Origin of the sequence: Streptomyces sp. NPDC091289, assembly GCF_044757365.1 — a bacterium.
Taxonomy (GTDB): Bacteria; Actinomycetota; Actinomycetes; order Streptomycetales; family Streptomycetaceae; genus Streptomyces.
In genome coordinates this window covers 212,537-237,244 of sequence record NZ_JBIVUT010000002.1, presented here as the reverse complement: position 1 = coordinate 237,244, position 24,708 = coordinate 212,537, and the positions used below count along the sequence as shown (strand labels likewise).

Sequence of the window (24,708 nt, the reverse complement as noted above, 5' to 3'; positions counted from 1 at the left end):
ACAGACACCTGACGACGCACGAGGGCCGCACCCCGGTACACAACGGGGTGCGGCCCTCACTTACTGCGTGCCGTGTGCCTACTTGCGGATCAGGCTGCGGAGCACGTACTGCAGGATGCCGCCGTTGCGGTAGTAGTCCGCCTCGCCGGGGGTGTCGATACGGACGACGCCGTCGAACTCCACACCGGTATCGGTGGTGACCTTGACCGTGCGCGGGGTCGTGCCGTTGTTCAGCTCGGTGACGCCGGTGAAGGAGAAGGCCTCCTCGCCGGTGAGGCCGAGGGTCTCGGCGGTCTGGCCCTCGGGGAACTGGAGCGGGAGGACGCCCATGCCGATGAGGTTCGAGCGGTGGATGCGCTCGTAGGACTCGGCGATGACGGCCTTGACGCCGAGGAGCGCGGTGCCCTTGGCGGCCCAGTCGCGGGACGAACCGGAGCCGTACTCCTTGCCCGCGAGGATCGCGAGGGGGGTGCCGGCCGCCTGGTAGTTCTGCGAGGCGTCGTAGATGAACGACACCGGGGCGTCGTCCTTGGTGAAGTCGCGGGTGTAGCCGCCCTCGGTGCCCGGCGCGATCTGGTTGCGCAGGCGGATGTTGGCGAACGTGCCGCGGATCATGACCTCGTGGTTACCGCGGCGCGAGCCGTAGGAGTTGAAGTCACGGCGCTCGATGCCGTGCTCGCTGAGGTACTTGCCGGCCGGGGTGTCGGCCTTGATGGCGCCGGCCGGGGAGATGTGGTCGGTGGTGACCGAGTCGCCGAGCTTGGCGAGCACCCGGGCGCCGGTGATGTCCTCGACCGGGGTCGTCTCCATCGTCATGCCCTCGAAGTACGGGGGCTTGCGCACGTAGGTGGACTCGGCGTCCCACTCGAAGGTGTTGCCGGTCGGGATCGACAGCGCCTGCCACTGGGCGTCGCCCGCGAAGACGTCCTGGTAGGACTTGTTGAACATGTCCTCGCCGATGGCGTTCGCCACGACGTCGTTGACCTCGGCCTCGGAGGGCCAGATGTCGGTCAGGTAGACCGGCTTGCCGTCCTGGTCGACGCCGAGGGCGTCCTTGGTGATGTCGACCTTCATCGAACCGGCGATGGCGTACGCGACGACCAGCGGCGGGGACGCCAGGTAGTTCATCTTGACGTCGGGGTTGATCCGGCCCTCGAAGTTACGGTTGCCGGAGAGCACCGAGGTGACCGCGAGGTCGTTCTCGTTGACCGCCTTGGAGACCTCCTCCGGCAGCGGGCCGGAGTTGCCGATGCAGGTGGTGCAGCCGTAGCCGACGAGGTTGAAGCCGACCTTGTCGAGGTACGGGGTCAGGCCCGCCTTGTCGAAGTAGTCGGTGACGACCTTCGAGCCCGGGGCGAGGGTGGTCTTGACCCACGGCTTGCGGGTCAGGCCCTTCTCGACGGCCTTCTTCGCCACGAGCGCGGCGGCGACCATGACGTAGGGGTTCGAGGTGTTGGTGCAGGAGGTGATCGCGGCGACGGTGACGGCGCCGTGGTCGATCTCGTACGTCGAACCGTCGGGGGCCGTGACGGTGGTCGGCTTGGTCGGTACGCCGTTGGAGGACGCCGGGGAGTCGGAGGCCGGGAAGGACTCCTTGCCCGCCTCCTCGTCGTCGGTGACGTAGTTGCGGACGTCGCGGGCGAACTGCTCCTTGGCGTTCGCGAGGACGATGCGGTCCTGCGGGCGCTTCGGGCCGGCGATGGAGGGGACGACCGTGGCGAGGTCGAGCTCCAGCTTCTCGGAGAAGTCCGGCTCGGCGGCCGGGTCCAGCCAGAGGCCCTGCTCCTTGGCGTACGCCTCGACGAGCGCGACCTGCTGCTCGTCACGGCCGGTCAGGCGCAGGTACTTCAGCGTCTCGTCGTCGATCGGGAAGATCGCGGCGGTGGAGCCGAACTCCGGCGACATGTTGCCGATGGTGGCGCGGTTGGCGAGCGAGGTGGCGGCGACGCCCTCACCGTAGAACTCGACGAACTTGCCGACGACGCCGTGCTTGCGGAGCATCTCGGTGATGGTCAGCACGAGGTCGGTGGCGGTGGTGCCGGCCGGGAGCTCGCCGGTCAGCTTGAAGCCGACGACGCGCGGGATGAGCATGGAGACCGGCTGGCCGAGCATCGCGGCCTCGGCCTCGATGCCGCCGACGCCCCAGCCCAGCACGCCGAGGCCGTTGACCATGGTGGTGTGCGAGTCGGTGCCGACGAGCGTGTCGGGGTACGCCTGGCCGTTGCGGACCATGACCGTACGCGCCAGGTGCTCGATGTTCACCTGGTGGACGATGCCGGTGCCCGGGGGGACGACCTTGAACTCGTCGAAGGCGGTCTGGCCCCAGCGCAGGAACTGGTAGCGCTCCTTGTTGCGGCCGTACTCCAGCTCGACGTTCTGGCCGAAGGCTTCCTTGGTGCCGAACTTGTCGGCGATGACGGAGTGGTCGATGACCAGCTCGGCCGGGGCCAGCGGGTTGATCTTCGCCGGGTCCCCGCCGAGCTCCTTGACGGCCTCACGCATGGTGGCGAGGTCCACGACACACGGCACGCCGGTGAAGTCCTGCATGATCACGCGGGCCGGCGTGAACTGGATCTCCTGGCTGGGCTGCGCCTGGGAGTCCCAGCCGCCGATGGCCCGGATGTGGTCGGCGGTGATGTTCGCGCCGTCCTCGGTGCGGAGCAGGTTCTCCAGCAGGACCTTCAGGCTGTACGGGAGGCGCGCGGAGCCCTCTACCTTGTCCAGCTTGAAGATCTCGTACGACTCGTCGCCCACGCGCAGCGTGCTGCGGGCGTCGAAGCTGTTCGCCGACACGACAGTCTCCTTCTTCAATGTGCGCGTATCTCCGCGCCGCGCCTCATTGGCAGTCGGCGCCGCGTTTTGCCGTCTACGGCCCCGACCATCCGCTAAGGTAAGGATTAGTTAGGTAACCCTTACCGGGCGGCGGCTGCGGTGCGCCTCGGCAGATATCTCGATGTCGAGATAACTCTAGTACATAGCCGCCGCTCGGTCATGCCCAGGTGTCCTGTGACCGCTGTCATCCCGTCGAGGCGTTTGTCGGCGAACCCCGTCGAGAAGAGCGCCCGATGTCGGCGGAGAAACGGCTTGGCAGTGCCCGGGGGAGAGATCATCATGTGGGAATGTCTGGCAATCGATCCGCTGCGGCACCGACGGTGGTGCGGCTCCCGCGGTACACGAAGGCGGACCAGCAGGAGATCCTCGGCAACGGCGATGATCCCTTCGGTGTCGCCTCGACCGGTCTGACCTGGCTGCCGAAAGAAGAACACTTCGGCATCAGACACAAAGACCGGCTCGTGGCACACGCCGGCCTGCTGCGACTGCCTGTCGCGATCGGCGACACCGAGGCCGAGGTGGTGGGCGTCGGTGGAGTGGCCGTCGCACCCGGCCTGCAGGGTCAGGGCCTGGCTCGGCTCGTCGTCACAGCCGCCCTGGAGCACGCCCGCACGATGGGTCCCCAGCACGCACTCCTGTTCTGCCGGCCTCCCCTCGTGCCGCTCTACCAGCGCCTCGGATGGCACCCGCTCGAAGAGGACGTTCTCGTCGAGCAACCCGAAGGCCGTCCGGTGACCATGCCGCTGCGGACCATGGTGACGCCCCTGCGTGACGATGCCCGCCGGCCCTCGGGGCCGGTACGGCTGTTCTCGCTACCCATGTGACACCGGGCCACCCAGCACGGCGACGACCAGCTTCGCTGTCGAAGGACAGCAGCGCATCACCGGGGGGATCGATGACGACAGCGGACGCACCACCCATCGTCTTCGTGCACGGGACACGTTTCAGTGCCGGGCAGTGGAGCACGCAGCTCGCCGCGCTCCGGGCGGAATTCCCGGTGGCCGCCATCGACCTGCCGGGCCACGGAGCACGCTCGGCCCAGCCCTGGAGCCTGGACGCCGCGACCGAGGTCATCGCCCGCGCGGTGGACTCGCTCGGCCGCGGTCCGGCCCTGGTCGTCGGGCACTCGCTCGGCGGATACGTGGCGCTGGAGTTCGCGCGACGCCGTCCGGAGCACCTGCGCGGACTGGTCCTCGCGGGCGCCAGCGCCTCCACCCGCGGCCCCTGGACGACGCCGTACCGGTGGATCGCCGGGCTGGTCCCCCGCCTGTCGGCGGACCGGCTGACCCGGTGGAACGACTGGCTGCTGCTACGGCAGTACCCGCGCGACGTGGTGGAGGCGACCATCCGGTCCGGCTACGCCTTCCACACCCTGCCCGCCGCCTGGGGCGAGGTACTGGGCCGCTTCGACGCGGGCGCGATGCGCCATGTGGCGGCTCCGGCGCTGATCCTCAACGGTGAGAAGGACAGCACCTTCCGGTCCGGCGAGGCGGACTTCGCCCGCGCGCATCCGCACGCCCGTGTCGAATTGATCCCGCGGGCAGGGCATCTCGCGAACTTCGACGCCCCGGACGCCTTCACCGACGCCGTCCGCCGCTTCGCCCGGCAGCTTCCCGACGCCGGCTGAGCACGTCCGCCCCCGCCCGGATCACTCCGGAAACACCCTGCCCGGCTGCCCGGCTGCCCGGCTCAGTCGAGGCAGAACTCGTTGCCCTCGACGTCCTGCATCACGAGGCAGGACTCGTTCTCCTCGTCGGCGAGCAGCAGTTCCACCCGCGCCGCGCCGAGCGGCAGCAGTCGCGCACACTCGGCCTCGAGCGCGGCGAGGCGCTCCTCGCCCACGAGCCCGGTACCGACCCGCACATCGAGGTGCACACGGTTCTTGACGACCTTGCCTTCGGGAACGCGCTGGAAGTACATCCGCGGGCCCACACCCGAGGGGTCCTGGCAGACGGCTCCCGCATCCCGCTTCTCGGGCGGCAACGAGAGTTGGTAGTCGCCCCAGGTGGCGAACCCCTCCGGCGGGGGCGGGAGGACGTACCCCAGTACCTCGCACCAGAAGTGGGCGACGCGCGTGGGTGACGCGCAGTCGAAGGTGATCTGTACCTGCTTGATCGACGGCATCGGACCACCCTAGTGGCGCGCCCTTCGCCGAGTCTCCGGCTTTTTCTCACCGCGGGGCGATGCCCGGGCAGGGGCCCGGCGGTTCTCCCGGAGCCGCCGGAAAAGGACCGGAAAAGGAGGGGCGGGACGCGGAGCACGCTGAAAGGATGGCGCGCCGCAGGACCGAAGCACCCGCAGCACACCCAGGACGCGCACCAGCCCCAGGAGACGCACCCACCGTGACCCGCACCAGCGCCGTTTCGCTGATCCGTTCCCGCACCCTCTCCGACGTGGCCGAGTACGCCTATGCCGCCACGGCGCCCGCCGGGTCGCGGCTGATCTTCCTCGCCGGTTCGTGCCCGCTCGACGAGCACGGCGACACCGTGGCCGTCGGGGACTACGCGGGCCAGGCGGCGAAGGCGGTGGAGAACCTGCGGACCGCGCTCGCCGACGCGGGCGCTTCGATCGAGGACGTCATCAGCACGCGGGTCCTCGTGGCGTCGGCCCGGCAGGAGGATCTCGTGGCCGCCTGGGAGGTGGTCCGGGACGCCTTCGGCGACCACGACGTGCCCAGCACCCTGATGGGCGTCACCGTGCTCGGCTACGCGGACCAGCTCGTCGAGATCGAAGCCGTGGCCGCCGTGCTCGACGCCCCGGCCCCCGACGGCCCGGCAGGCCCCCCATCGGCGTAATGACGGCATGAGCCGCCTCTCCCCCTCACCCTGAGGCGGATGATCAGTGACCGAGCCGCCGCCGAGCAGGCCGACGAGAAGAGCGCGGACCGCCTGACGGCCTTGTCCGACGGGATCTTCGCCATCGCGATGACCCTGTTGGTCCTGGACCTCCACATCGAACCGGGCCTGGACAAGGACGAGTTCACCGATGCGGTGCGGCAGGCGCTGCCGGACCTCGGCGCGTACGCCCTGAGCTTCACGATCCTGGCCGGGTTCTGGCGCGACCACCGGTTGATCGTGCGCCTGGTCCCGCGCTTCGAGGGCGTGTCGCTGTGGTTCGCGCTGATGTGGCTCGGCGCCATCGCTCTTGTGCCGTTCCCGACCGCGCTGCTCTCCGAGTACGCCGAGCGCCCGCTGACCGTGGCCGTGTACGGGGGCATGGTCGCCGTCACGAACCTGCTGGAGCTGGCGATGTTCCTGACCGGCAGGAGGGCGGCCGGGAGCACGCCGGATGCCGCCCGGGGCGACGTGGGCCGGGCGGTCACCGCCGACCTGGCCTCGACCGCGGCGCTCTTCGCCGCGACGGTGCCGGTCGCCTACCTCGTCTCCCCCGTCGCGGCGATGTGGTGCTGGCTCGCTCTCGTCCCGGTCAAGCTCGCCCTCGCCCACCGGAAACGCGCCACCGCACGCCGGCACGGCAGAGCGGGCTGAGGGCCGAGGCGTACGGCGTCGCCCCACGACCCCGTACGGGCGCACAGGGCGCGCACTTCACCCCCGCGCGGGGAACGATGGGAGGGACCGGGCGTACGCGGAGCCGGTACACACCCGTCACTCGAACGGCACACCCCCACATCATCCTCATCTCATATCTGAGATAACCTGCCGCCATGTCAGATGACTACCTCGTACGCATCGGCAAGCTCATCCGTGACGCCCGTCAGCATCGGGGCTGGACACAGTCCCAGCTGGCCGAGGCGCTCGCCACGAGCCAGAGCGCCGTCAACCGCATCGAGCGCGGCAACCAGAACATCAGCCTTGAGATGATCGCCCGCATCGGAGAAGCCCTCGACAGCGAGATCGTGTCGCTCGGTTACGCCGGGCCCATGCATCTTCGGGTCGTCGGCGGCCGCCGGCTCTCCGGGGCCATCGACGTCAAGACCAGCAAGAACGCCTGCGTCGCGCTGCTGTGCGCCTCGCTCCTCAACAAGGGCCGTACGGTCCTGCGCCGGGTGGCCAGGATCGAAGAGGTGTTCCGGCTCCTGGAGGTGCTGAACTCCATCGGGGTGCGCACCCGCTGGGTCAACGACGGCGTGGACCTGGAGATCGTGCCGCCCGCGCAGCTGGACCTGGAGGCGATCGACGCCGACGCCGCGCGCCGCACCCGCTCGATCATCATGTTCCTGGGCCCGCTGCTGCACCGGATGGAGCAGTTCACCCTGCCGTACGCGGGCGGCTGCGACCTGGGCACCCGCACGATCGAGCCGCACATGATCGCGCTGCGCCGGTTCGGCCTGGAGATCGCCGCCACGGAAGGCCTGTACCACGCACAGGTGGACCGCTCCGTCTCCCCCGGCCGCCCCATCGTGCTGACCGAGCGCGGCGACACCGTCACCGAGAACGCCCTGCTGGCCGCCGCCCGCCACGACGGCACGACCGTCATCCGCAACGCCTCGTCCAACTACATGGTCCAGGACCTGTGCTTCTTCCTGGAGGCGCTGGGCGTACGGGTCGACGGGGTCGGCACGACCACGCTCACCGTGCACGGGGTCCCGCAAATCGACGTGGACGTGGACTACTCCCCGTCCGAGGACCCGGTCGAGGCGATGAGCCTGCTGGCCGCCGCGGTGGTGACCGAGTCCGAACTCACCATCCGCCGGGTGCCGATCGAGTTCCTGGAGATCGAACTCGCGGTCCTGGAGGAGATGGGCGTCGACTGCGACCGCACCCCGGAGTACGCCGCCGACAACGCACGCACCCGCCTGGTGGACCTGACCGTGCGGCCCTCCAAGCTGGAGGCCCCGATCGACAAGATCCACCCGATGCCGTTCCCCGGCCTCAACATCGACAACGTCCCGTTCTTCGCGGCGATCGCGGCCGCCGCGCACGGCCAGACCCTGATCCACGACTGGGTCTACGACAACCGCGCGATCTACCTCACCGACCTCAACCGCCTCGGCGGCCGCCTCCAACTCCTCGACCCCCACCGGGTCCTGGTCGAGGGCCCGACCCGCTGGCGCGCCGCCGAGATGATGTGCCCGCCCGCACTGCGGCCCGCCGTGGTGGTGCTGCTGGCCATGATGGCGGCGGAAGGCACCTCCGTACTCCGCAACGTCTATGTGATCAACCGGGGTTACGAGGATCTGGCCGAGCGGCTCAACTCGGTGGGCGCGCAGATCGAGATCTTCCGGGACATCTGACGGGCGGGGTGTCGTGCTCCTTGGCGGCAAGGGGCACGACACCGCAGCATGCCATCTGACCTGCGAATACTTGCCTCCGTAGCCCTTCGCTGATCACTGTTGCTTTTCAGCACCTTGTGCAACGCGTGTGCAAGATGATCTTGAATGACTGACTGGACGCCAGGAAAAGCTGATTACCCGTCACCCCTTACGGAAGGTTGCCGCCGAATAGGCCTCGCAAAAATCCGATGCAGGTCGGGCCACGCCGACCGCACCGGCGGACGTGATCTGCAACTCGCCGCCCCTCCTCCGCCCGGCGGGAAGGTGTCTCCCGCCGGCCCGGGCAAGTGCGTGAGGCTTTGAACCGCGAGCGAAGGCCTCTGAGTGCCGCGCTCTTCATGTGCTGGGTCTCGGAACAGGTCTCAGGAGCGAGAAGGTGGCGACGGCAGACGAGGATGAGTCTCCGTGCCCGACGGACAGCATGCATGGCGGCACACGTTCACGCCGTGACGCGGAGCCCACATAGAGGACAAGCGGCGAAATATGCGACGCGTTTAGGAAACGTTAAGTAAATTATGTTGTCGGCTTGCAATGAGAGGCGACGCGAACCGTTGACGAGAACTGCAGGTTCCGCCACCTTCATGACGTCGAGCATTTCCGCTCCGTCACGAAAGCAGGGATGCCAGTGAGAAAGACACGACGTTTCGCCACCTCCGCTTTGACAGCCGCAGCCGTATTCACGGCAGCATTCGTTTGGCCGACGGCGGATTCCGCGCAGGCCTTTCCCGCGACCCCCAAGCAGAACGTGGTGAACTATCTGCGCTCCATCTCCGGAACCAGCATCGTTTCCGGACAGCACAACAAGGAGCCCGCTTCGGCTCCCGGGCAGTACACGCAGCAGGTCAAGGACGTCACCGGTCAGTACCCGGGCCTGTGGGGCGGGGACCTGATGTTCAACGCCGCGGACGTGGCGAACCGCCAACGCGTGGTCGATCAGGCGAAGACCGAGTGGGCCAACGGGTCGCTGGTCTCCCTGACCTGGCACGTCTGTCCGCCGACCGGTGGAAGCACCTGCGCGTTCGAGGGCGGTGTGAAGTCGAACATATCGAACGCGCAATTCTCGCAGATCCTCACCGACGGCAGCGCTTTGAACAACGCCTGGAAGCGCCGTCTGGACGAGGTCGTCCCCTACCTCCAGCAGTTGAAGAATGCGGGAGTCCCGGTGCTCTTCCGACCGTTCCACGAGATGAACGAATCGTGGAACTGGTGGGGAAACCGGCCGGGAACCAACGGAAGTGCTCGGCTCTTCCAGATCACGCGCGACTACCTCACGGGAACGAAGGGCCTGGACAACCTCATCTGGGTGTGGAACGTGCAGGACAACCCGGCCGGCGGGTGGAGTAATTACTACCCCGGAAATCAGTACGCCGATGTCGTGTCGCTCGACGTCTGGTACAAGAGTCACCCCAGTTCCGCCGATTACCAGCAGATGAGGAACATCGCCGGGACGAAGCCCATGGCCATCGGGGAGATCGGCAAGATGCCGACCGCCGCGATGCTGCAGAGTCAGCCGCAGTGGGCATGGTTCATGATGTGGTCCGAACATCTGCGGGGGAACAATACCAACGCCGAGATCCAAGCGGCGTACTTCCATCCCCGCGTTCTGAACCAGGGTGAAGTCAACCTCCCCTGAGTGGTCGGGTGTGGTCACAGCCATCCGGACAGCCCGTACAGGAAGCCGGTGGGGTCGTCACGGTGGACGGTGTGTCCCGCGCCGTCCACCGTCCGCGTGTGCCAGCCCCGGCTGCGCAGTGTCGCGGCCGGGGCCGGTGGAATCCGTTCGCTGGGGTCGGCGAGCAGTACCAGGGAAGGCACGGCCGGGGCGGCGGTGGGCAGGCCGGGCAGGTGGGCCAGGGCGTCGACGGAGTCTGGGTCCCACGTCGTCAGCGCCCGGTGCTCGGCGGTGATGTCCTCGTCATGCCAAAGCGGGTGCTCGGCCCTCAGCTCCCGCCAGGTGGCGTACTTCACGGCGCGCAGGGCGGCCAGGTCCCGGGGTCGGTTCACCCACGCGGGGTCGCAGTGGATGGCGCGGGCACAGCGCAATCGGGGCAGGGCAAGCAGCAGTGCGGCTGAGCCGAGTGAGTGGCCGATGCCGAGGTCGGGGGCCGGAGGCACGGTTTCGAGTAGGTCGGCGGCCAGGACGGCGGGCGTGTAGGGCGCGCCGTGGCCACTTGCGCCGTGACCACGCAGGTCGACGGCGATGACGCGGTAACCGCGGTCTGCGACAGGCGGTGCGACACGGTTCCACGTGTGTGAGTCCGTCATGATGCCGTGCACGAGGACGGCTGTGCGGGGGCCGGTGCCCCACACTCTGGTCGCGAGCCTCATGGAGCGGCGCGCAGGGGTACTCGGGCGCGGTAGAGCACCGCCCCCGCGCCGGTCACCTCGCACGGGCTTCCCGCGGGCACGAACGCGGCCGCGCCCCGGGAAAGGGGCGGACCCGGCGTCAGGCGGACGTGGCCGACGAGGCAGAGCAGCACCTGGGGCCCGAAATCGGTCACGCTCACGGCTCCGGTTCCGGTTTCCAGACGTGAGAGAACGAACTCCTCTGTCGGAGAACAGAATTGGCTCTCCCCGGCCAACCCGGTGGGAGTGGGCCGCATGATCGCGGGCCCCATCGGAACGCAGTCCACGATGTCGGCCAGCTGCGTGATGTCGACGTGCTTGTCGGTCAGGCCGCAGCGCAGCACGTTGTCCGAGTTGGCCATGATCTCCACGCCGGCCCCCCGCAGATAGGCATGCGGCACGCCTGCCCCCAGGTACAGGGCCTCTCCTGCGTCGAGACGGACGTGGTTGAGGAGCAGTGCTGCGAGAATCCCGGGGTCGCCGGGGTAGTCCTCCGCGACGGCTGTGTATGCGGCGCCGGCGTTGCTCCAAGGGCCTGGGGACGCGGTCAGCCGGGGCAGGGCTGCGGACACGGTGTGCACGAGCCGCTCGCGAGCGCACAGGGCCGCGCGCAGCGTGCGGCTGAGGGCTTCGCGCGCAGGCCGCGAACGAAGAACGGCTGACCAGCGGCGGAGTTCGGGCACCGCCAGCGCATCGAGCAGCTCGGCTGTGCGGGCCGGCTCCCGGAAGCCGCAGAGCGCCTCGAACGGCTCGAGTGCGCACAGCAGTTCCGGCTTGGGGTTGCGGTCCTTGAAGGCGCGGTGCGGGGCGTCGAGCGGCACTCCCGCCGCTTCCTCTCGGTCATGGCCGTTCTGCGCCTGCCGGCGTGTGGGGTGCACCTGCAGCGACAGTGCCCGCTCGGCTGCGAGCAACTTGAGCAGGAAGGGGAGTTCGGGGCCGTGAGCGGCCAGGCTCGCCTCCCCCAGCTCCCTGACCGGGTCGGCGGTGATGGCGGCTGCCAGGTCCGGGCTGCCGGGCCGGTCGGGAAGAAGCGATGGGGCGGCGCGGTGTGCGCCGAACCAGAGTTCGGCCTGCGGTTCGCCGTCGGGCTGCTGCCCTAGAAGAGCGGGGATCGCGGTGCGTGAGCCCCAGGGGTAGTTACGCACTGCGGGGCTGAGGAGGGAGGGTGCGGTCACGAGGTCCTCCGGGGAGAGGGGGCGGGGGCATGGGGGTGGGGCCCCCCCCGGGGGGGGGGGGGGGGCCCGGGGGCCGGCGCCGGGGGGGGGGGGGTTTGGCCCGCCGGGGGACCCGGTGAGTGGGTGGGCGGGGTGGGGTGGGTCCCCCTCGGGGCCGCCCCTCCGGGGGGGGGGGGGGGGGGGGGGGGGGGGCCCGGGGGCCCGCGGGGGGGGGGGGGGGGGGGCTGGGGGGTGCGCCACCCTCGTCGGGGGAGGGCGGCGCACGGGTGCCGGGCACGGGTCAGGGTTGTTGTGCCCGGCAGGTCGACCGGTTCAGTCGGTGGCCGTGATGGAGTCGATCCAGGTCGTGCCGGCCTGTCCGTTGAAGTAGAAGGACAGTTGTGTGATGTGGGTCAGGTCGAGAGGGCCCTTTGTCGCCCAGGGCGGGTTGGTGAAGTCCGCGAGGGGGATGTCGATCGTCGTGCTGTCGGTGCCGGTGAGGGGCACCTCTTTCTCCCAGTAGATACCGGCGGCGACGAACTGGACGGTCAGGCTCCGGCCGTCGGTGCCGTCCGGCCGTGCCCACAGACGCAGGTTGCGCGCGCCGCCCCAGTCCTGTGCGGTGGGCAGAGTGCGGATGATGCCCGCGTAGCCGGGGGACCCGGGGTCGTGAGCGGCGCGCAGGGCGTGGCCTTCCCCGTCGGCGTGCTGGCTGTCGAGGGACAGGGCCACCGGGCCGCCACCGGGGTTGCGGACGTAGGCCGCGGACAGTGCCGCGCCGTCCGGGTATCCCTCGAAGTCATCGACGGTCAGCGCACCGGTGGTGAAGGAGACGGGAGCGCCTTCGGCGCTCCGGGAACCGGCGCCGTTCACGGCGGTGACCCGGAGGTGATAGGTGGTGTTGGGGCGAAGGTTGACGGGCGGACGGTAGCTGGTGGTCCGCAGGCCGGTGACATCGATGACCGGGTCGGACAGATCCGCCTCGGTCGAGAGGACCACCGCGTAGTGCGCGGCGTTCTCGGAGGCGGTCCAGGTCAAGGGGTCGCCGACGGGCACCCCGGTCGCGCCGTCGCCTGGATTCTGCCGGAACGCGCCAGGTGGGGCGGTGGCGACGGACGCGGCCTCCCGGACGAGGGTGATGCCGCTCAGGGGTGCCGGGCGGGGTGCCGCCGCCCAGACCAGCCGTACACCCTCGGTGCCGCGTGGGGGCTCGATCCGCAGTGTCGTGGTGCCGCCGGTGGTGGACCGGACGGGTTTGACCTGCTTCCAGGTCGTTCCGTCCCGGGTGACCTGCACGGTCGGCAGGGCTGTGCCCGCGCGGTTGGCGAACCGTGCGGTGAACGCCTCGGCACGTACCACCTTCCATGCGGCGTGTGCCGTGGCGCGGGGCCGGGGCGCGATACGAACGCCGTCGCCGTCGGGTTCGCGTTGCAGACTGTCGCTGTGCGCCGACATGCGTGCCCAGCTCTGGAGTGTGTCCACCTCGACGTCCTGGCTCGGACCGGCGCCCAGGGGCACAGATGTGGCGAGGGTGCGTCCGGCCCGGTCGAGTGCGCTCACCCGGTACGACGCCTGGGTCCGTGGAGTCGTGGCGTCGAGCCACGGCGTGTCGATATCGCCTACCGGGGTCGTGGTGAGTGTTGTCCACGGGCCGTTTGCACCGCGCACGGAGCGCTGGACACGGTAGGTGTGGGCGCCGGCGGTGCCGCGCCAGGCTATTTCGTTGATACCGGACCGCTTGGTGACCGAAGTGATCAGCGGTGGGGTGACGGGGAGGGCGGGCAGGCGCCGTTCCCCGCCGATCATCCTGGCGAGCGCCGCGTTGGCGAGGACGTCGGTGCGCATCGCGGCGGTGTCGCCCGGGTAGTGCAGCGTGAAGCCGTCGTCGTGCTGGACGTATCCGTGGTCGTCGGCGTGGCCGAACAGGGACCAGGAGAGCACACCAGTGACGTTCGGGTCGTCCGCGAGGGTGAGTGCGTCGGCGGCGGTGAGGCTGTCGGAGCCGTGCTCCCCGGCTATGTAGACCTTGCCCCGGCCGGTGACGCGCGCTGCGTCCGCGGCCATGGTGACGGCCGAGGACGGGTAGTAGTGGACATCGACGATATCGACCTCGGGCGACGCGAGAGCTGAGGTGTCGACTCCCTGCTGGCGTCCGGCGGAGATGAGTTGCCGAGGTGCCAGCTTCCCTAGGTACGCCCCCATCTCGTCGACCCAGTCACGGGTCATGCCGTTCAGTTCGTTGCCGAGCTCCCACGACATGATGGTGGGGTCGTCTTTGTAGCGCAGGCCGGTATACGGGTTGCGGTGGTTGAGTACCTGCCGGCTGTACTCCTTGTACGCGGCCTTGGCTCGGGGGTCCGCGTAGAAGTCTTCCGGGTCCTGGAGCCCAAGCCATTTCGCCATGGTGGGGTAACCGCCGTGGTAGTAGTCCCACTGGTCAGTGAGCGGGACGATCAGCCGCAGTCCGTAGGCACGGGCCCGCGCGATGGCGTAATCGATGGGAGCGAACGCGTCCTCGTTGAACTCACCGGGTTCCGGCTGGATACAGGGGACACAGCCCAGCGATGTGCCGAGCGTGTGTGAGCGGACCACGGTGGCGTTCATGACCCGTGCCGTCTTGAGCGCGTCGTCGATACGGAAGTAGGTGGGGTGGTCGACCCCGCCCACGTTCTCGTCCAGGCCGAGCCAGTACAGGTTGGTGCCCGCGAAACGGAACGGCTCCCCCTGCAGTGTCAGTGTGGTCCCCTCGCGCTCCACGAAGGTGTCTGCGGTCCGGGTCGGCGGATCAGCAGTGGCGGGGGACGATGCGACGGCGGCGGTGACGAGAGCACCGACCGTCAGGAGGGCGGCAAGGGTTCTTCGGCGGTGTCGGGGCATGGCGAACCTGCCTTTCGGCTCAGGGGGGCTGGGAGGCGGCGGCAAGCCGGCCCGGTCCGGAGGTGGTCTCCGGCCCGGGCGCTGCCTTGGCTGTCGTCAGTCGTTGGGTCGCCGCGGGGGCGCGCTGCTGCCGCGGGGCAGCAGTACCGGCGGAGCGGCCGGGCCGGACGACAGATCGCGACGGTGGACGACGTCGAACAGCCGACGGGTCACGTCGGCGCCGAAGCCGAACACGTCATGGCTCATGGCCGAGAGGGTGGGATGCGTGAGCTGGCACAGTTGCGAGTCGTCCCAGGCGATCAGGCTGACGTCCCTCGGTACGTCCAGCCCCATCTCGGCGGCGACGGACAGACCCGCGACGGCCATGATGTCGTTGTCGTAGACGATGGCTGTGGGGCGGTGCGGGGAGGCCAGCAGCGATCGGGTCGCCCGGGCGCCCTGCTCCCCCGAGTAGTCGGTGGTGACGCTGCGGGCCGGCTCCAGTCCGAGTTCGGCCACGATCGAGTTGAGCGCGGCGGTGCGGATGATGGTGTGGCCGAGCGACGGATGGCCGCCCACGCGCGCGATCCGTCGGTGCCCGAGGGCAGCGAGGTAGCGCACCGCCTCATGCACGGCGGCCTCGTCATCGGTCCACACCGAGGTGAACCCGCCGGTCAGCGAGGGGTGGCCGACCGCGACGGCCGGCAACCCGATCGCCGCCAGTTCGGTGACCCGGGGATCGTTCTGCTGGATGTCGACCAGGATGGACCCGGCGATCCGGCGGGACTGCCACCACTCGCGGTGGACGGCTATCTCCTGAGTGACGTCGCGCACCAGGTGCAGGAGCAGGGAGCACCGGTGTTCCTCGAGGACGGACTCGGCCCCGGAGATGAACTCCATGTAGAAGGGCTCCAGCCCGAGCTGCCGCGCCGGCCGGGCGATGACCAGGCCGACGGTGTCCGCGGCTCCGGTAGCGGATCCGGACAGCTTGATCGCGGTCTGGCTCGGCACCCAGCCCAGCTCGGTGACCGCCTCCATGATGCGTTCACGCGTGGCTTCCGAGACACCGGGCCGGTTGTTGAACGCCAGGGACACCGCTCCTCGCGACACCCCGGCCCGGGCGGCCACATCATTGATGGTGACGCGCCCGGACCGGCGTACAGGTGTCTCACTCACGGCCGGCCGTCCCGTTGACGCAGAACAGCGCGCCGCCCGCGACCTCCGTGGTGGGGTGCTCCCAGCCGGTGACATGCCAGGTGAAAGTCTCGCCGGGCAGCAGGGTGACCCGCCCGTGATCGGTGCCTGCGTCCGGGGCCAGCCGGTCCGCCTGCAGCACCAGGTCCCGTACCAACCCGGTGGCGGTGACCGTGACCGCGACACCGTTTCCGCTCTCCTCGCTCACCCGGACGTCGTAGGAGGCGGCCGGATAGGCGAACTCACGGTCGGCGCAGGCGAAGTGCACGGCGCGCGAGCCGTCCGCATCGGCGACGAGGAACTCCCGGCGCGCGTCGCCGAACTCGGTGACCGTACGGGGCAGCCCTTCCAGGGCCACGCTGTTACCCGCGGCCTTGAGCGTGACCTCGGCGCTTGCCAGCAGCGTTCCGTCCGCGTCCATCCGCCGGACCGTGACGGTGGTGTCCCACGTGGCGGCGCCCTGGTTGCAGCCCGCGACGACCAGCGCGTCGTCCCGGAGCTGGAGTGTCAGCAACCGGTCGGCGTACAGACGGCGCATCTCGAAGTACAGCGGCTTGAGCCGGGCGTCACCGTCGATCGCCGCCCAGGAGGTCACCGGCCAGCAGTCGTTGAGCTGCCACAGCACCGTGCCGGCGCATCGGGGCCAGTGGGAGCGCCAGTGCTCCACCCCGGTGGCGACCGCACGCGCCTGGTTCAGTTGGGTCAGGTAGTGCCAGGTGTCGAAGTCGGCCGGCGGGGCGAAGTGGTGGTCGAGCCCTCGGTTCAGCTTGCCGTTGCCGTCCTCCGCCTTCTGGTGGTGCAGCATGGCGGGCGAATCGGCGGTCAGCGGCCTCTCGGACAGGGCGCGTTCCAGAGTCGCGTGGGCCGGCGGGGCCTGCCAGCCGAACTCCGCCATGAAGCGGGGCACCGTGTTGAGGTAGTCGCTGTAGTCACGGCGGTTCCACACCTCCCACGAGTGGGTGGTGCCGTGGTCGGGATCGTTCGGAGTGTGGTTCCACGACCCGGACCAGGGGCTACCCGCCCAGTAGGGCCGCGTCGGGTCCGTCTGCGCCACGATGCGGGGAAGCAGGCCCAGGTAGTAGCCCTCCCCCCAGGACGCTCCGGCGAGCTCCTGCTCCCAATCCCAGTCGGCGAAGCCCCAGAGGTTCTCGTTGTTGCCGTTCCACAGCACCAGCGAGGGGTGGGACATCAGCCGGGACACGTTCTCCCGGGCCTCGGCCTCGATCTCGGAGCGCAGTGGCTGCTCCTCAGGGTAGGCGGCGCAGGCGAAGAGGAAGTCCTGCCAGACCATCAGGCCCAGTTCGTCACAGGCGTCGTAGAAGGCCCGGTCCTCGTAGATCCCACCGCCCCACACCCGTACCAGGTCCACTCCCGCGTCTGCGGCCTGGGTGAGGCGGGTGCGGTAGCGGTCGACGGTCACGCGGGTGGGAAAGACGTCGTCGGGTATCCAGTTCACTCCTCGGGCGAAGACCGGAGTGCCGTTCACGACCAGGGTGAAGGCGCTTCCGTGCGCGTCCTGGGACGTGTCGAGTTCAATCGTGCGGAAGCCTATGCGTCGCTCCCACGTATCCAGGGCGTGACCGTCGTCGCCGTCCTCCAGCACGATGGTGCACTCGTACAGTGGCTGGTCGCCGTAGCCGCGCGGCCACCACAGCTTCACGTCCGGGGTCCCTACGGTAACCGTGGCGCTCCTGGATCCGGGCGCGACGGTGATGTCCGAGGAACTGTCTCCGACCGTGGCCACCAGACGCAGTGGCCGGTTCCGGCCGGTCGTCGTGCGGTCAAGGTCGACGGTGATCTCGACGACGCCGCTCCCGTCACCCGCGACGGTGGCCTGCGGACGGACGTCGGCCAGCCGGGCGGTGGACCACTGCTCGATGCGCGCCTCACGCCACACGCCGGCCGTCACCAGGGTGGGCCCCCAGTCCCATCCGAACGAGCAGGCCATTTTACGTACATAGTTGAACGGCTCGGGATAGGAGTTGGGCCGCTGGCCCAGCGCCTCCCGGACCGCCTCGGCCTCGGTGTACGCGGAGGTGAAGGTGACTTCGAGCGGGGCCGGGCCATCGCCCAACAGGTCCGTGACGTCGAACCGGTAGGAACGGTGCATGTTCCGGGTACGCCCCAGCAACTGCCCGGCAGCGTGGACGGCGGCGACCGTGTCCAGCCCGTCGAAGACCAGCTCGGCCCGCTCGAAGGCGCTGTCCCGTCGGGGCAGTCCGGTCGCGTAGGTCCAGTCGGCACGGCCCACCCAGGCCGCCTCCGACTCGTTGCGGTCGAGATACGGGTCGGCCAGCAGATCCGCCGCCATGAGGTCGGTGTGGACGCATCCGGGCACCTGCGCCGGCACGGTGGCTCCGGCCAACTGCGAGGGCGCGTCCTCGGGGATGCCGCGATCGGTGTTCAGGCGCAGCGTCCAGCCCTGGGACAGCGGCGTGCGGACCTTCATGCGTACTCCTTGAGATGTAGTGCGGGGTGCGAGGGCGGGCGGGCAGGTCATTTGGTGGAACCGGCCGCGAATCCGCTGTAGATGAAGCGCTGCAACGCCAGGAAGACGATCAAGGTGGGCACGATCACGACGATCGTGCCGGCGGAGATGGTCTCCCAGTGGGCGCCGAAGGGGCCTTTGAACCTGAACAAGGCGGTGGATATGGTGCCGAGTTCGGGGTCCGGCATGTAAAGGAAGGGCACGTAGAAGTCGTTGTAGATCGCGATGCCCTTGACGATGACGACGGTGGCGATGGCCGGTCGCAGCATCGGGAGGATGATCTTTCGGTAGATCGTCCAGGAGTTGGCGCCGTCGATGCGCGCGGCCTCGTCCAGGGAGACGGGTATGGACCGGATGAACTGCAGGAAGATGTAGATCGAGACGATGTCGGTGCCGGTGTACAGCAGGATGGGCGCCCACCGGCTGTTGAACGCGCCGAGATCGTCGATCACCTGGAACGTCGCGACCTGGGTGGTCACGCTGGGAACCAGCGTCGCCAGCAGGAAGAGGCCCATCACCAGCTTCTTGAGTCGGAACTGGAAGCGGTCGATGGCATAGGCGGTCATCGAGCCGATCAGCACCGTCCCGACGGTGGAGATCACGAGGATCAGCGTCGTGTTGCCGAACGCCCTCAGCATCGCGCCCTGCTCGATGGCGGTCGCGTAGTTGGCGTAGTTGAACCAGTCCCCGGGCAGAGACAGCGGTCCGCTGCTCGCCACCTCCGACTCGGTCTTGAGCGAGGTCAGCAGAACGACGATGAGGGGCACGAGAACGACTGCCGAAGCTACGAGCAGGGACAGGTACTTCAGGACGACAGCAGTCGCGGCCGGTACGGAACGGCCGGCACTGACCCTGCGCCGTCCCGGGGCGGACATGTCGGTGGTCACGAGAGCTCCACCCTCTCCTCGGGGAACAGCCGGCGCTGGACCCAGGTGACCAGCAGGATCAGGAGCAGCAAGACGACGGCGGACGCCGAGGCCAGGCCGACCTTGTCGAACTGGAAGGCCAGCTTGACCGTCTGGATGACGAACGTCTCGGTGCCGTTGGCGCCACCGGTCATGATGTAGGGGATCTCGAAGACGGCCAGGGACCCGGAAACGGCGAGGATGAAGCTCAGGCTGATGATCGGCTTGATGCTGGGGGCGATGATGTGCCGGAACTGCTGCCAGCGGTTGGCCCCGTCCAGCTCGGCCGCCTCGTACAGGTACGGCGGAATGGACTGGATCGCACCGAGGAACAGCACCATGTTCAGGCCCATGAAGCGCCACACCGACACCCCCGCGAGCGAAGGGTTGGCCAGGTCCGGGTCCCCCAGCCACAAGTGCTTGCCCTCCGCACCGATCAGCCGCAGCAGCGTGTCGAGAGTGCCGTCGGGCTGGAAGAAGTACAGGAACACGAATCCGACCGCCACCCCGTTGATCAAGTAGGGGAAGAACAGCAGGCCCTTGAACAGGTTGCGGAACCGGGTGTTGAAACTCAGGACCGTCGCGAAGTACAGCGCGAGCGCGATCTGGAGGAACGAGGCCACCAGGTAGAACCCGCTGACGAGGAACACCTCGAACCGCGCGGGCCGCGTCACCAGGTCGGTGTAGTTCTCCCCGCCCACGAAGGAGCGCGAGGGGCTGATGCCGTCCCAGTCGGTGAAGCTGTAACCGATCATGTCGGCCACCGGCAGGAACGTGAACATCAGCAGCAGCGTCAGGGGTGCGGCCAGGAAGAGCCAGGGGGTCAGGGCTGTGATCGTGCGCCGCCTGCCGGCGCGTGGCCGGCCGTGTGCGGACTCCGGCGGCAGGGGACTCCGCCGGCCGGCGGCCGGCCCCCCGGTACGGGGCTTGTGGGCAACGGTCATCTCATGGTTCCTCGTGGTGGGTTCCCGGTCGGGGCGGATCTGGGGAGGGGCGGCACGGCGAGCTGCTCATACGGAGCCCTCCCCGGTCGGCTCGGAGCACGTCTGTCCTGCTCGGGGTCTCACCGTGCCGCCACGTGGTCAGCCGCCGAGGGCCTGCTGTGCCTCGGCCCACTTGCCGTTCAGCTCACCGAAGTAGCTGCCCATGTCCCCGTCAGCCGCGCCCCGGGCGACGTCGACCAGCTTCTGCCGGTAGCCCTGCGCGGTGATGCCGATCTCGGACGCCTTGTCGATCTTGTTGACGTCGACGATGTTCTCCTGGCGCTGCGGGATCATCGTGACATCGTTGTCGGAGAACGCCTTGAGCGTGTCCGGCAGCGGAGCGCCCTTGACCGAGGAGATGGACCCTTCGCTCGCGGCCTGGCCCGACTTGGTGATGTACCAGTCGAGCCACGCCCGCGCCGCTTCCTTGTTCTCGGAGTGCGCGTTGACCGCGTACTGGTAGTCAGGGCGCAGCACGGAGCAGTACGCCCCGTCACGCTTCGCCGGGAACGGCATGAACGCGATGTCGTCGGGGTTCTTCCCGGCAGCCTCCGCTCCCGCCCGCATCTGGGAGATCGCCCAGGACCCCAGCCACATCGATGCGATCTTGCCGGATCCGATCTGCGCCTTGGAGTCTTCCCAGTTGGTGGTGGTCGGGTCGGGCTCCGACAGCTTCTTCTCGACGACCGTATAGAGGAGCTTGTCGATCTCGTAGAGATCCGATCCGCTGCTCCAGGGCTCCTTGGTCTTCGCCAGGGAGTCGTAGGAACCGGAGTCACAGGAGGGTGAGCCGATGGCGTTGGTCCAGTTGGTGAGGGGCCAGCCGTCCTTGTAGTTCGTGTAGTACGGGACGGCGTCCGTCTTCGCCTTGATCGTCGCCAGGTCCGCGACGAACTCCTCGGGCGTGGCGGGCCAGTCCTTGATGCCGGCCTTCTCCCAGACCGCCTTGTTGTAGACGAACCCGTTCGCCACCCCGATGTTGGCCAGGCCGTAGACCTTGCCACCCACCGTCGCGTGGTCGGTGTAGTCGAAAGCCGCCGACAGCTTGATGGAACTGCCGAGCGGGGCAAAGAAGTTGGGGTACTGCTCGACGGAGAGGGAGTTGGGGATCAGGAGGACGTCACCGTAGTTCTCGGTGTTCATCCGGATCTTGGTCTCGCCCTCGTAGTCGGTCAGCCCTTCGAACTTGACCTTCACGCCCGGGTAGATCTTGTTGAACTCGGCCGCGTACTTCTTCAACGAGCCGTCAGCGATCTGGTCCGTCCTGTTCGTCAGGACCGTGATGCCGCCCGACACCTTCGCGGGATCGCTCGGCGGAGCCGCGATCTCGCCACTCGCCGCATCCTCCTGGCCACTACACGCCGTGACGGCAACCAAGATCGCTGCCACCAGAACCACACCTGCTCTGCGCATTTCCTCCACCCCTCGCTGCACGACTACCGGCACCAAGCCCTGAGGGGAGCCGCCGGGACTCCAGCCGCCCGGGGCCTGATGAGCGCTCAACGTAGACGTAACCCGGAGGCAATGTCCATAGACCGGTCCACCCGGATTTCAGCGCCTCGACAAGGCGCTGAACAGCAACTTTACTAAACCTTGACTAAATCAATCGCCTCTTGAACTCACCGGCCGGCGCCACTTCGGCGACATCTGGACAACGTTGTCAGACGGTGATGTGATGTGGCGCGCTCACCGAGTCACACATGACGCACCTAAACAGAGGGGTATTACTGTGAGTAGTCGACAGTCGAAGATTCCACTCCCGAACGCTGGCCTGATCGCCGCTCTCGATATCGGCGGAACCAAAATTGCCGGCGCCCTGGTCGACCAGGATGGCGTTCTGATTCACCGTGCACGCCGCACCACCCCGGCTCGGGGATCCGCCGACGTACTCCTCGGTGCGGTCTACGACGTGCTGGGCTCCCTGGCCGCCAGCCCTCTGTGGGAGAGGGTTGGGGCCGTGGGCATCGGTAGCGCGGGGCCGATCGACCTGGCACACGGGACCGTGAGTCCTGTCAACATTCCCGCCTGGAGGAACTTTCCCCTCGCCGAATCCGTCGCGAGGCATCCAGATGTGGGCCAACGGCAAGTAACGCTGGCGGGTGACGCAGTGGCGATGACCGCTGCCGAGCACCGTCACGGCGCGGCACGCGGACACAGGAACGCCCTGTGCCTTGTGGTGTCGACGGGTGTAGGTGCCGGCCTGGTACTCAACGGCAGCGTGCACCACGGGCTCACGGGCAACGCCGGTCACCTCGGCCACATCAGCATCGACTTCGACGGTGAAGCATGCCTCTGCGGAGCGAGAGGCTGCCTGGAAGCCATCGCCAGCGGCACGGCCATCACCCGCCACGCGCTTGCCCTCGGCTGGCAAGCACCTCTGACAGCGGACACCGCAGGAGTTGCGGCGTCGGCTCAAGCCGGCGAAGCAGCCGCCATCGACGCTTTCGACCGGGCGACCCGGGCACTGGCAGCGGGCATTGCCGCCACGGCGGCGCTGATCGAGATCGACATCGCCGTCGTCGGGGGCGGTGTCGCCCAGGCTGGCGAGGTGTTCTTCGAACCGCTCGCTCGCCACCTTCGACGCTACGCGGCGATGCCGTTCCTGAAGGAGCTGCGCGTCGTGCCCGCCGAACTGGGGCCCGACGCCGGTCTGGTCGGCGCCGCGGTGCTGGCATCGGCGGGAGATTCAGCCGTTCCGGTCATGCTCGGCCATGGCAGTCGGTAGACGGGGCCACACAGAACTCCTCGGGCCCCTCCGGTCTCGACCGGCGCCCAGACCTCCATCCAGGGCGCCGTCCACATGACCTCAGATCAATACGTTCGTCAGCCACTCGGCAAGGTGCACCTAGACGCGGAGAAACAGGACGAGAAACCACCCCGCTACAGAAGCCGCAGGTCGAACTTTCTTCACCATTTGCGCAGGTCGGCGCCAACGGCCCCTCATCGGGGCTGGTCACCGCGCTGGCTGGTCTCTTCCGGGACATCTGAGCGGGCCGGACCGCAGGGCCGCTCGTCCCGGAATTCTCCGGAGCGACGTCCCGCCCGGGGCCGGGAGTCTCCGTCCCGGTGCGGCATCCCGCTCCGCCGTCCTGCGGTGTGGCGGCCACTGGTTACGATCGGTGGCCGCCACACCGCAGGAAGGACGACAGGTACGCGTCCATGAACAGTCCCGGAGAAGAAGGTGCGGGTGGAGAGCCCCGACCTCCCCTTCGCCTGTCGGTGGCACTCGGCATCGTCGCCCTGGTGTTCTTCGGCGGCGCCGCCGCCGCTTGCGGGAAGCCGGCCGCCGGAGCGCCCGCTCATCCCTGAGGAGACGCCATTGAAGACCGTACTGATGTCCGACCCCCGAGTCGCCGCAATACCCGTCCAGGACTGTGGCGAGGAGCTCGTCGACACCCGGGCGTCCGGCCTGTTCCTCGTCGATGGCCGCAAGCACGACCCGGATGGCCACTACGCGCACCTGCGACACGGCCTCGTCGACCGCCTCCAGCGGGCCCAGCAGGTCCTGCCGTCGGGGCTTCGCCTGCTCATCGTCGAGGGCTACCGGCCTCCCGCTCTCCAGCGCGCCTACTTCCAGGAATACGCCACCGAGCTGGGCCGGGCGAACCCCGACTGGAGCGACAGCCTCATTTACGAGGCCGCGAGCCGCTACGTCTCCCCACCGCGGATCGCACCGCACAGCGCCGGAGCGGCCGTGGACCTCACCCTCGCCGACCTGAACGGTCAGGAGGTGGACATGGGAACGAGGATGAACGCGTCCCCGGAGGAGAGCGACGGCGCCTGCTATACCCACGCGGAGTCGATCCGCGGGACCGCTCGCGCACACCGTGACACCCTCTGCCACGCCATGTCGACGGCCGGCTTCGTCAACTACCCGACGGAATGGTGTTCCCTGTCAAGTTCATGTGTTCAGGCTTGAGGTCTCCGTAGGCAGCGCTTCGAGCGGCGCCCGGTCGTCTTCGTCTGGTGAGATGTGCACGAATTTCAACAGCGCCAAGTTCGGTGCCGGTAGGGCTGTTGAGTTGTGGATCCGTTCTGTAGGGCACGAACTCAATGGGACTGACTGATCGGGGACCGCACGCCGAGCCACTGCTCGGCGTCCCAGGCATGGAACCGCTCTACCTCGGTGAACCCCAGCTTTGCCGCGAGGCGCATCGAGCCGACGTTGGCGGTCTGGGTGTGGAGCACCACCGGCTCGCCGGGAAGGACGCCGTCGAACCAGTCGAGGGCCGCCGCGCACGCCTCGGCGGCATACCCGAATCCCCACGCTCGAGGCAGGAGCATGTAGCCGAGATCGACCTTCCCCGCGGCAGCCGGGCGACTGTGCTCCGGTGCTCTCCTGAGCAGGATCTGGCCGATCATCGCTCCGTCGAGATCAACGACGAAACTCCCGGGCCACCGCTCGGGTATCCCGGGCATCTCGCGCTCAAGCTCGTCACGCGGGCGGGGGCCGCCGAGGTAGGTGTGCACCTCTGGCGAGGCAAGCAGCTCGATGAACGCCGCACGGTCCCGGGCCTCGGGCTCACGAAGCACGAGCCTCTCGGTCCTGATCGGGGCAGGTGGCCAGGCGACAGGTCCAAGATCAGTCATGTCGCCAGCTAATCAACAGGACCGGCAGCGATCAAGACTCGTCGGCCGATCAAGCCACCGGCCCCGGGCCCCTCACCAACGGAGCCTGGCTCCACAAGCCACGCCTGCCAGGGGCGGGATACCTCCC

The 24,708-nt window shown here is 68.6% G+C and carries 19 protein-coding genes; 8 read left to right on the top strand and 11 right to left on the bottom strand.

Features of this window, described 5'->3' with window-relative positions; translation table 11 throughout:
• Nucleotides 1-78: 78 nt before the first annotated feature.
• Entirely contained in the window at nt 79-2,793 is a 2,715-nt protein-coding gene (gene acnA, locus ACIQPT_RS03125; RefSeq protein ID WP_401152078.1) for an aconitate hydratase AcnA, read from the bottom strand.
• 326 nt (nt 2,794-3,119) lie between these two features.
• Between acnA and ACIQPT_RS03120 the strand changes: the two genes are divergently transcribed.
• Together ACIQPT_RS03120 and ACIQPT_RS03115 are read left to right on the top strand one after the other, a co-directional pair.
• Entirely contained in the window at nt 3,120-3,656 is a 537-nt protein-coding gene (locus ACIQPT_RS03120) for a GNAT family N-acetyltransferase (RefSeq protein WP_401152075.1), read from the top strand.
• A 71-nt stretch (nt 3,657-3,727) separates the two neighbouring features.
• Entirely contained in the window at nt 3,728-4,459 is a 732-nt protein-coding gene (locus ACIQPT_RS03115) for an alpha/beta fold hydrolase (RefSeq protein WP_401152073.1), read from the top strand.
• Between the two features lie 62 nt (nt 4,460-4,521).
• Here the strand turns inward: ACIQPT_RS03115 and ACIQPT_RS03110 are convergent, their stop codons facing one another.
• Nucleotides 4,522-4,956, bottom strand: coding sequence for a VOC family protein (locus tag ACIQPT_RS03110; protein WP_401152071.1), 435 nt, complete (start codon nt 4,954-4,956; stop codon nt 4,522-4,524).
• 218 nt (nt 4,957-5,174) lie between these two features.
• Here ACIQPT_RS03110 and ACIQPT_RS03105 point away from each other — a divergent pair, with 218 nt between their 5' ends.
• The 4 genes from ACIQPT_RS03105 to ACIQPT_RS03090 all read left to right on the top strand — a co-directional run bounded on the left by ACIQPT_RS03105 (nt 5,175) and on the right by ACIQPT_RS03090 (nt 9,698).
• Complete coding sequence (locus ACIQPT_RS03105; RefSeq protein ID WP_401152069.1) at nt 5,175-5,627, top strand: RidA family protein; 453 nt, start codon at nt 5,175-5,177, stop codon at nt 5,625-5,627.
• A gap of 39 nt (nt 5,628-5,666) precedes the next feature.
• Nucleotides 5,667-6,320: a TMEM175 family protein gene (locus ACIQPT_RS03100; protein WP_401152067.1), complete on the top strand. Its 654-nt coding sequence runs from the start codon at nt 5,667-5,669 to the stop codon at nt 6,318-6,320.
• 176 nt (nt 6,321-6,496) lie between these two features.
• Nucleotides 6,497-8,026 (top strand): helix-turn-helix domain-containing protein, encoded by a 1,530-nt coding sequence (locus tag ACIQPT_RS03095; protein ID WP_401152065.1) that lies wholly within the window; start codon nt 6,497-6,499, stop codon nt 8,024-8,026.
• Between the two features lie 658 nt (nt 8,027-8,684).
• Entirely contained in the window at nt 8,685-9,698 is a 1,014-nt protein-coding gene (locus ACIQPT_RS03090) for a glycosyl hydrolase (protein WP_069737865.1), read from the top strand.
• A 14-nt stretch (nt 9,699-9,712) separates the two neighbouring features.
• Here the strand turns inward: ACIQPT_RS03090 and ACIQPT_RS03085 are convergent, their stop codons facing one another.
• The 8 genes from ACIQPT_RS03085 to ACIQPT_RS03050 form a co-directional block, all read right to left on the bottom strand.
• A complete protein-coding gene (locus ACIQPT_RS03085) occupies nt 9,713-10,393 on the bottom strand; it encodes an alpha/beta fold hydrolase (RefSeq protein ID WP_030631739.1) in 681 nt (226 codons plus the stop codon).
• Nucleotides 10,390-11,586, bottom strand: a complete 1,197-nt coding sequence (gene manA, locus ACIQPT_RS03080) for a mannose-6-phosphate isomerase, class I (RefSeq protein ID WP_026241910.1) — start codon at nt 11,584-11,586, stop codon at nt 10,390-10,392. Before manA ends, ACIQPT_RS03085 begins: the two co-directional genes overlap by 4 nt.
• Before the next feature lie 312 nt (nt 11,587-11,898).
• Nucleotides 11,899-14,442, bottom strand: a complete 2,544-nt coding sequence (locus ACIQPT_RS03075) for a carbohydrate binding domain-containing protein (protein WP_078846044.1) — start codon at nt 14,440-14,442, stop codon at nt 11,899-11,901.
• Nucleotides 14,443-14,538: 96 nt separating this feature from the next.
• The gene (locus ACIQPT_RS03070) at nt 14,539-15,597 is read right to left on the bottom strand and encodes a LacI family DNA-binding transcriptional regulator (RefSeq protein WP_026241909.1); all 1,059 of its coding nucleotides are present in this window, start codon (nt 15,595-15,597) and stop codon (nt 14,539-14,541) included.
• A complete protein-coding gene (locus ACIQPT_RS03065) occupies nt 15,590-18,064 on the bottom strand; it encodes a glycoside hydrolase family 2 protein (protein ID WP_200696769.1) in 2,475 nt (824 codons plus the stop codon). Before ACIQPT_RS03065 ends, ACIQPT_RS03070 begins: the two co-directional genes overlap by 8 nt.
• Before the next feature lie 47 nt (nt 18,065-18,111).
• Nucleotides 18,112-18,978, bottom strand: a complete 867-nt coding sequence (locus tag ACIQPT_RS03060; RefSeq protein WP_043186120.1) for a carbohydrate ABC transporter permease — start codon at nt 18,976-18,978, stop codon at nt 18,112-18,114.
• 8 nt (nt 18,979-18,986) lie between these two features.
• Nucleotides 18,987-19,952, bottom strand: a complete 966-nt coding sequence (locus ACIQPT_RS03055; protein ID WP_018514467.1) for a carbohydrate ABC transporter permease — start codon at nt 19,950-19,952, stop codon at nt 18,987-18,989.
• A 138-nt stretch (nt 19,953-20,090) separates the two neighbouring features.
• Entirely contained in the window at nt 20,091-21,404 is a 1,314-nt protein-coding gene (locus ACIQPT_RS03050) for an ABC transporter substrate-binding protein (RefSeq protein ID WP_026241908.1), read from the bottom strand.
• Between the two features lie 316 nt (nt 21,405-21,720).
• Between ACIQPT_RS03050 and ACIQPT_RS03045 the strand changes: the two genes are divergently transcribed.
• Nucleotides 21,721-22,716 carry an ROK family protein gene (locus ACIQPT_RS03045; RefSeq protein ID WP_244203609.1) on the top strand — a complete coding sequence of 332 codons (996 nt, stop codon included), beginning with the start codon at nt 21,721-21,723 and terminating at the stop codon, nt 22,714-22,716.
• A 609-nt stretch (nt 22,717-23,325) separates the two neighbouring features.
• Nucleotides 23,326-23,910 carry a M15 family metallopeptidase gene (locus ACIQPT_RS03040; protein WP_401152059.1) on the top strand — a complete coding sequence of 195 codons (585 nt, stop codon included), beginning with the start codon at nt 23,326-23,328 and terminating at the stop codon, nt 23,908-23,910.
• A gap of 131 nt (nt 23,911-24,041) precedes the next feature.
• On the opposite strand, the gene ACIQPT_RS03035 is transcribed toward ACIQPT_RS03040, so the two are convergent.
• Entirely contained in the window at nt 24,042-24,581 is a 540-nt protein-coding gene (locus ACIQPT_RS03035) for a GNAT family N-acetyltransferase (protein WP_401152056.1), read from the bottom strand.
• Nucleotides 24,582-24,708: the final 127 nt, after the last annotated feature.

Coding starts and splice junctions, on each gene's coding strand:
- ACIQPT_RS03060 (WP_043186120.1), bottom strand. CDS start 18,978: ATGTCCGCCCCGGGACGGCGCAGGGTCAGTGCCGGCCGTTCCGTACCG.
- ACIQPT_RS03050 (WP_026241908.1), bottom strand. CDS start 21,404: ATGCGCAGAGCAGGTGTGGTTCTGGTGGCAGCGATCTTGGTTGCCGTC.
- ACIQPT_RS03095 (WP_401152065.1), top strand. CDS start 6,497: ATGTCAGATGACTACCTCGTACGCATCGGCAAGCTCATCCGTGACGCC.
- ACIQPT_RS03085 (WP_030631739.1), bottom strand. CDS start 10,393: ATGAGGCTCGCGACCAGAGTGTGGGGCACCGGCCCCCGCACAGCCGTC.
- ACIQPT_RS03035 (WP_401152056.1), bottom strand. CDS start 24,581: ATGACTGATCTTGGACCTGTCGCCTGGCCACCTGCCCCGATCAGGACC.
- ACIQPT_RS03100 (WP_401152067.1), top strand. CDS start 5,667: ATGATCAGTGACCGAGCCGCCGCCGAGCAGGCCGACGAGAAGAGCGCG.
- ACIQPT_RS03115 (WP_401152073.1), top strand. CDS start 3,728: ATGACGACAGCGGACGCACCACCCATCGTCTTCGTGCACGGGACACGT.
- ACIQPT_RS03120 (WP_401152075.1), top strand. CDS start 3,120: ATGTCTGGCAATCGATCCGCTGCGGCACCGACGGTGGTGCGGCTCCCG.
- ACIQPT_RS03055 (WP_018514467.1), bottom strand. CDS start 19,952: ATGACCGTTGCCCACAAGCCCCGTACCGGGGGGCCGGCCGCCGGCCGG.
- ACIQPT_RS03065 (WP_200696769.1), bottom strand. CDS start 18,064: ATGAAGGTCCGCACGCCGCTGTCCCAGGGCTGGACGCTGCGCCTGAAC.
- ACIQPT_RS03090 (WP_069737865.1), top strand. CDS start 8,685: ATGCCAGTGAGAAAGACACGACGTTTCGCCACCTCCGCTTTGACAGCC.
- ACIQPT_RS03075 (WP_078846044.1), bottom strand. CDS start 14,442: ATGCCCCGACACCGCCGAAGAACCCTTGCCGCCCTCCTGACGGTCGGT.
- ACIQPT_RS03040 (WP_401152059.1), top strand. CDS start 23,326: ATGTCCGACCCCCGAGTCGCCGCAATACCCGTCCAGGACTGTGGCGAG.
- ACIQPT_RS03110 (WP_401152071.1), bottom strand. CDS start 4,956: ATGCCGTCGATCAAGCAGGTACAGATCACCTTCGACTGCGCGTCACCC.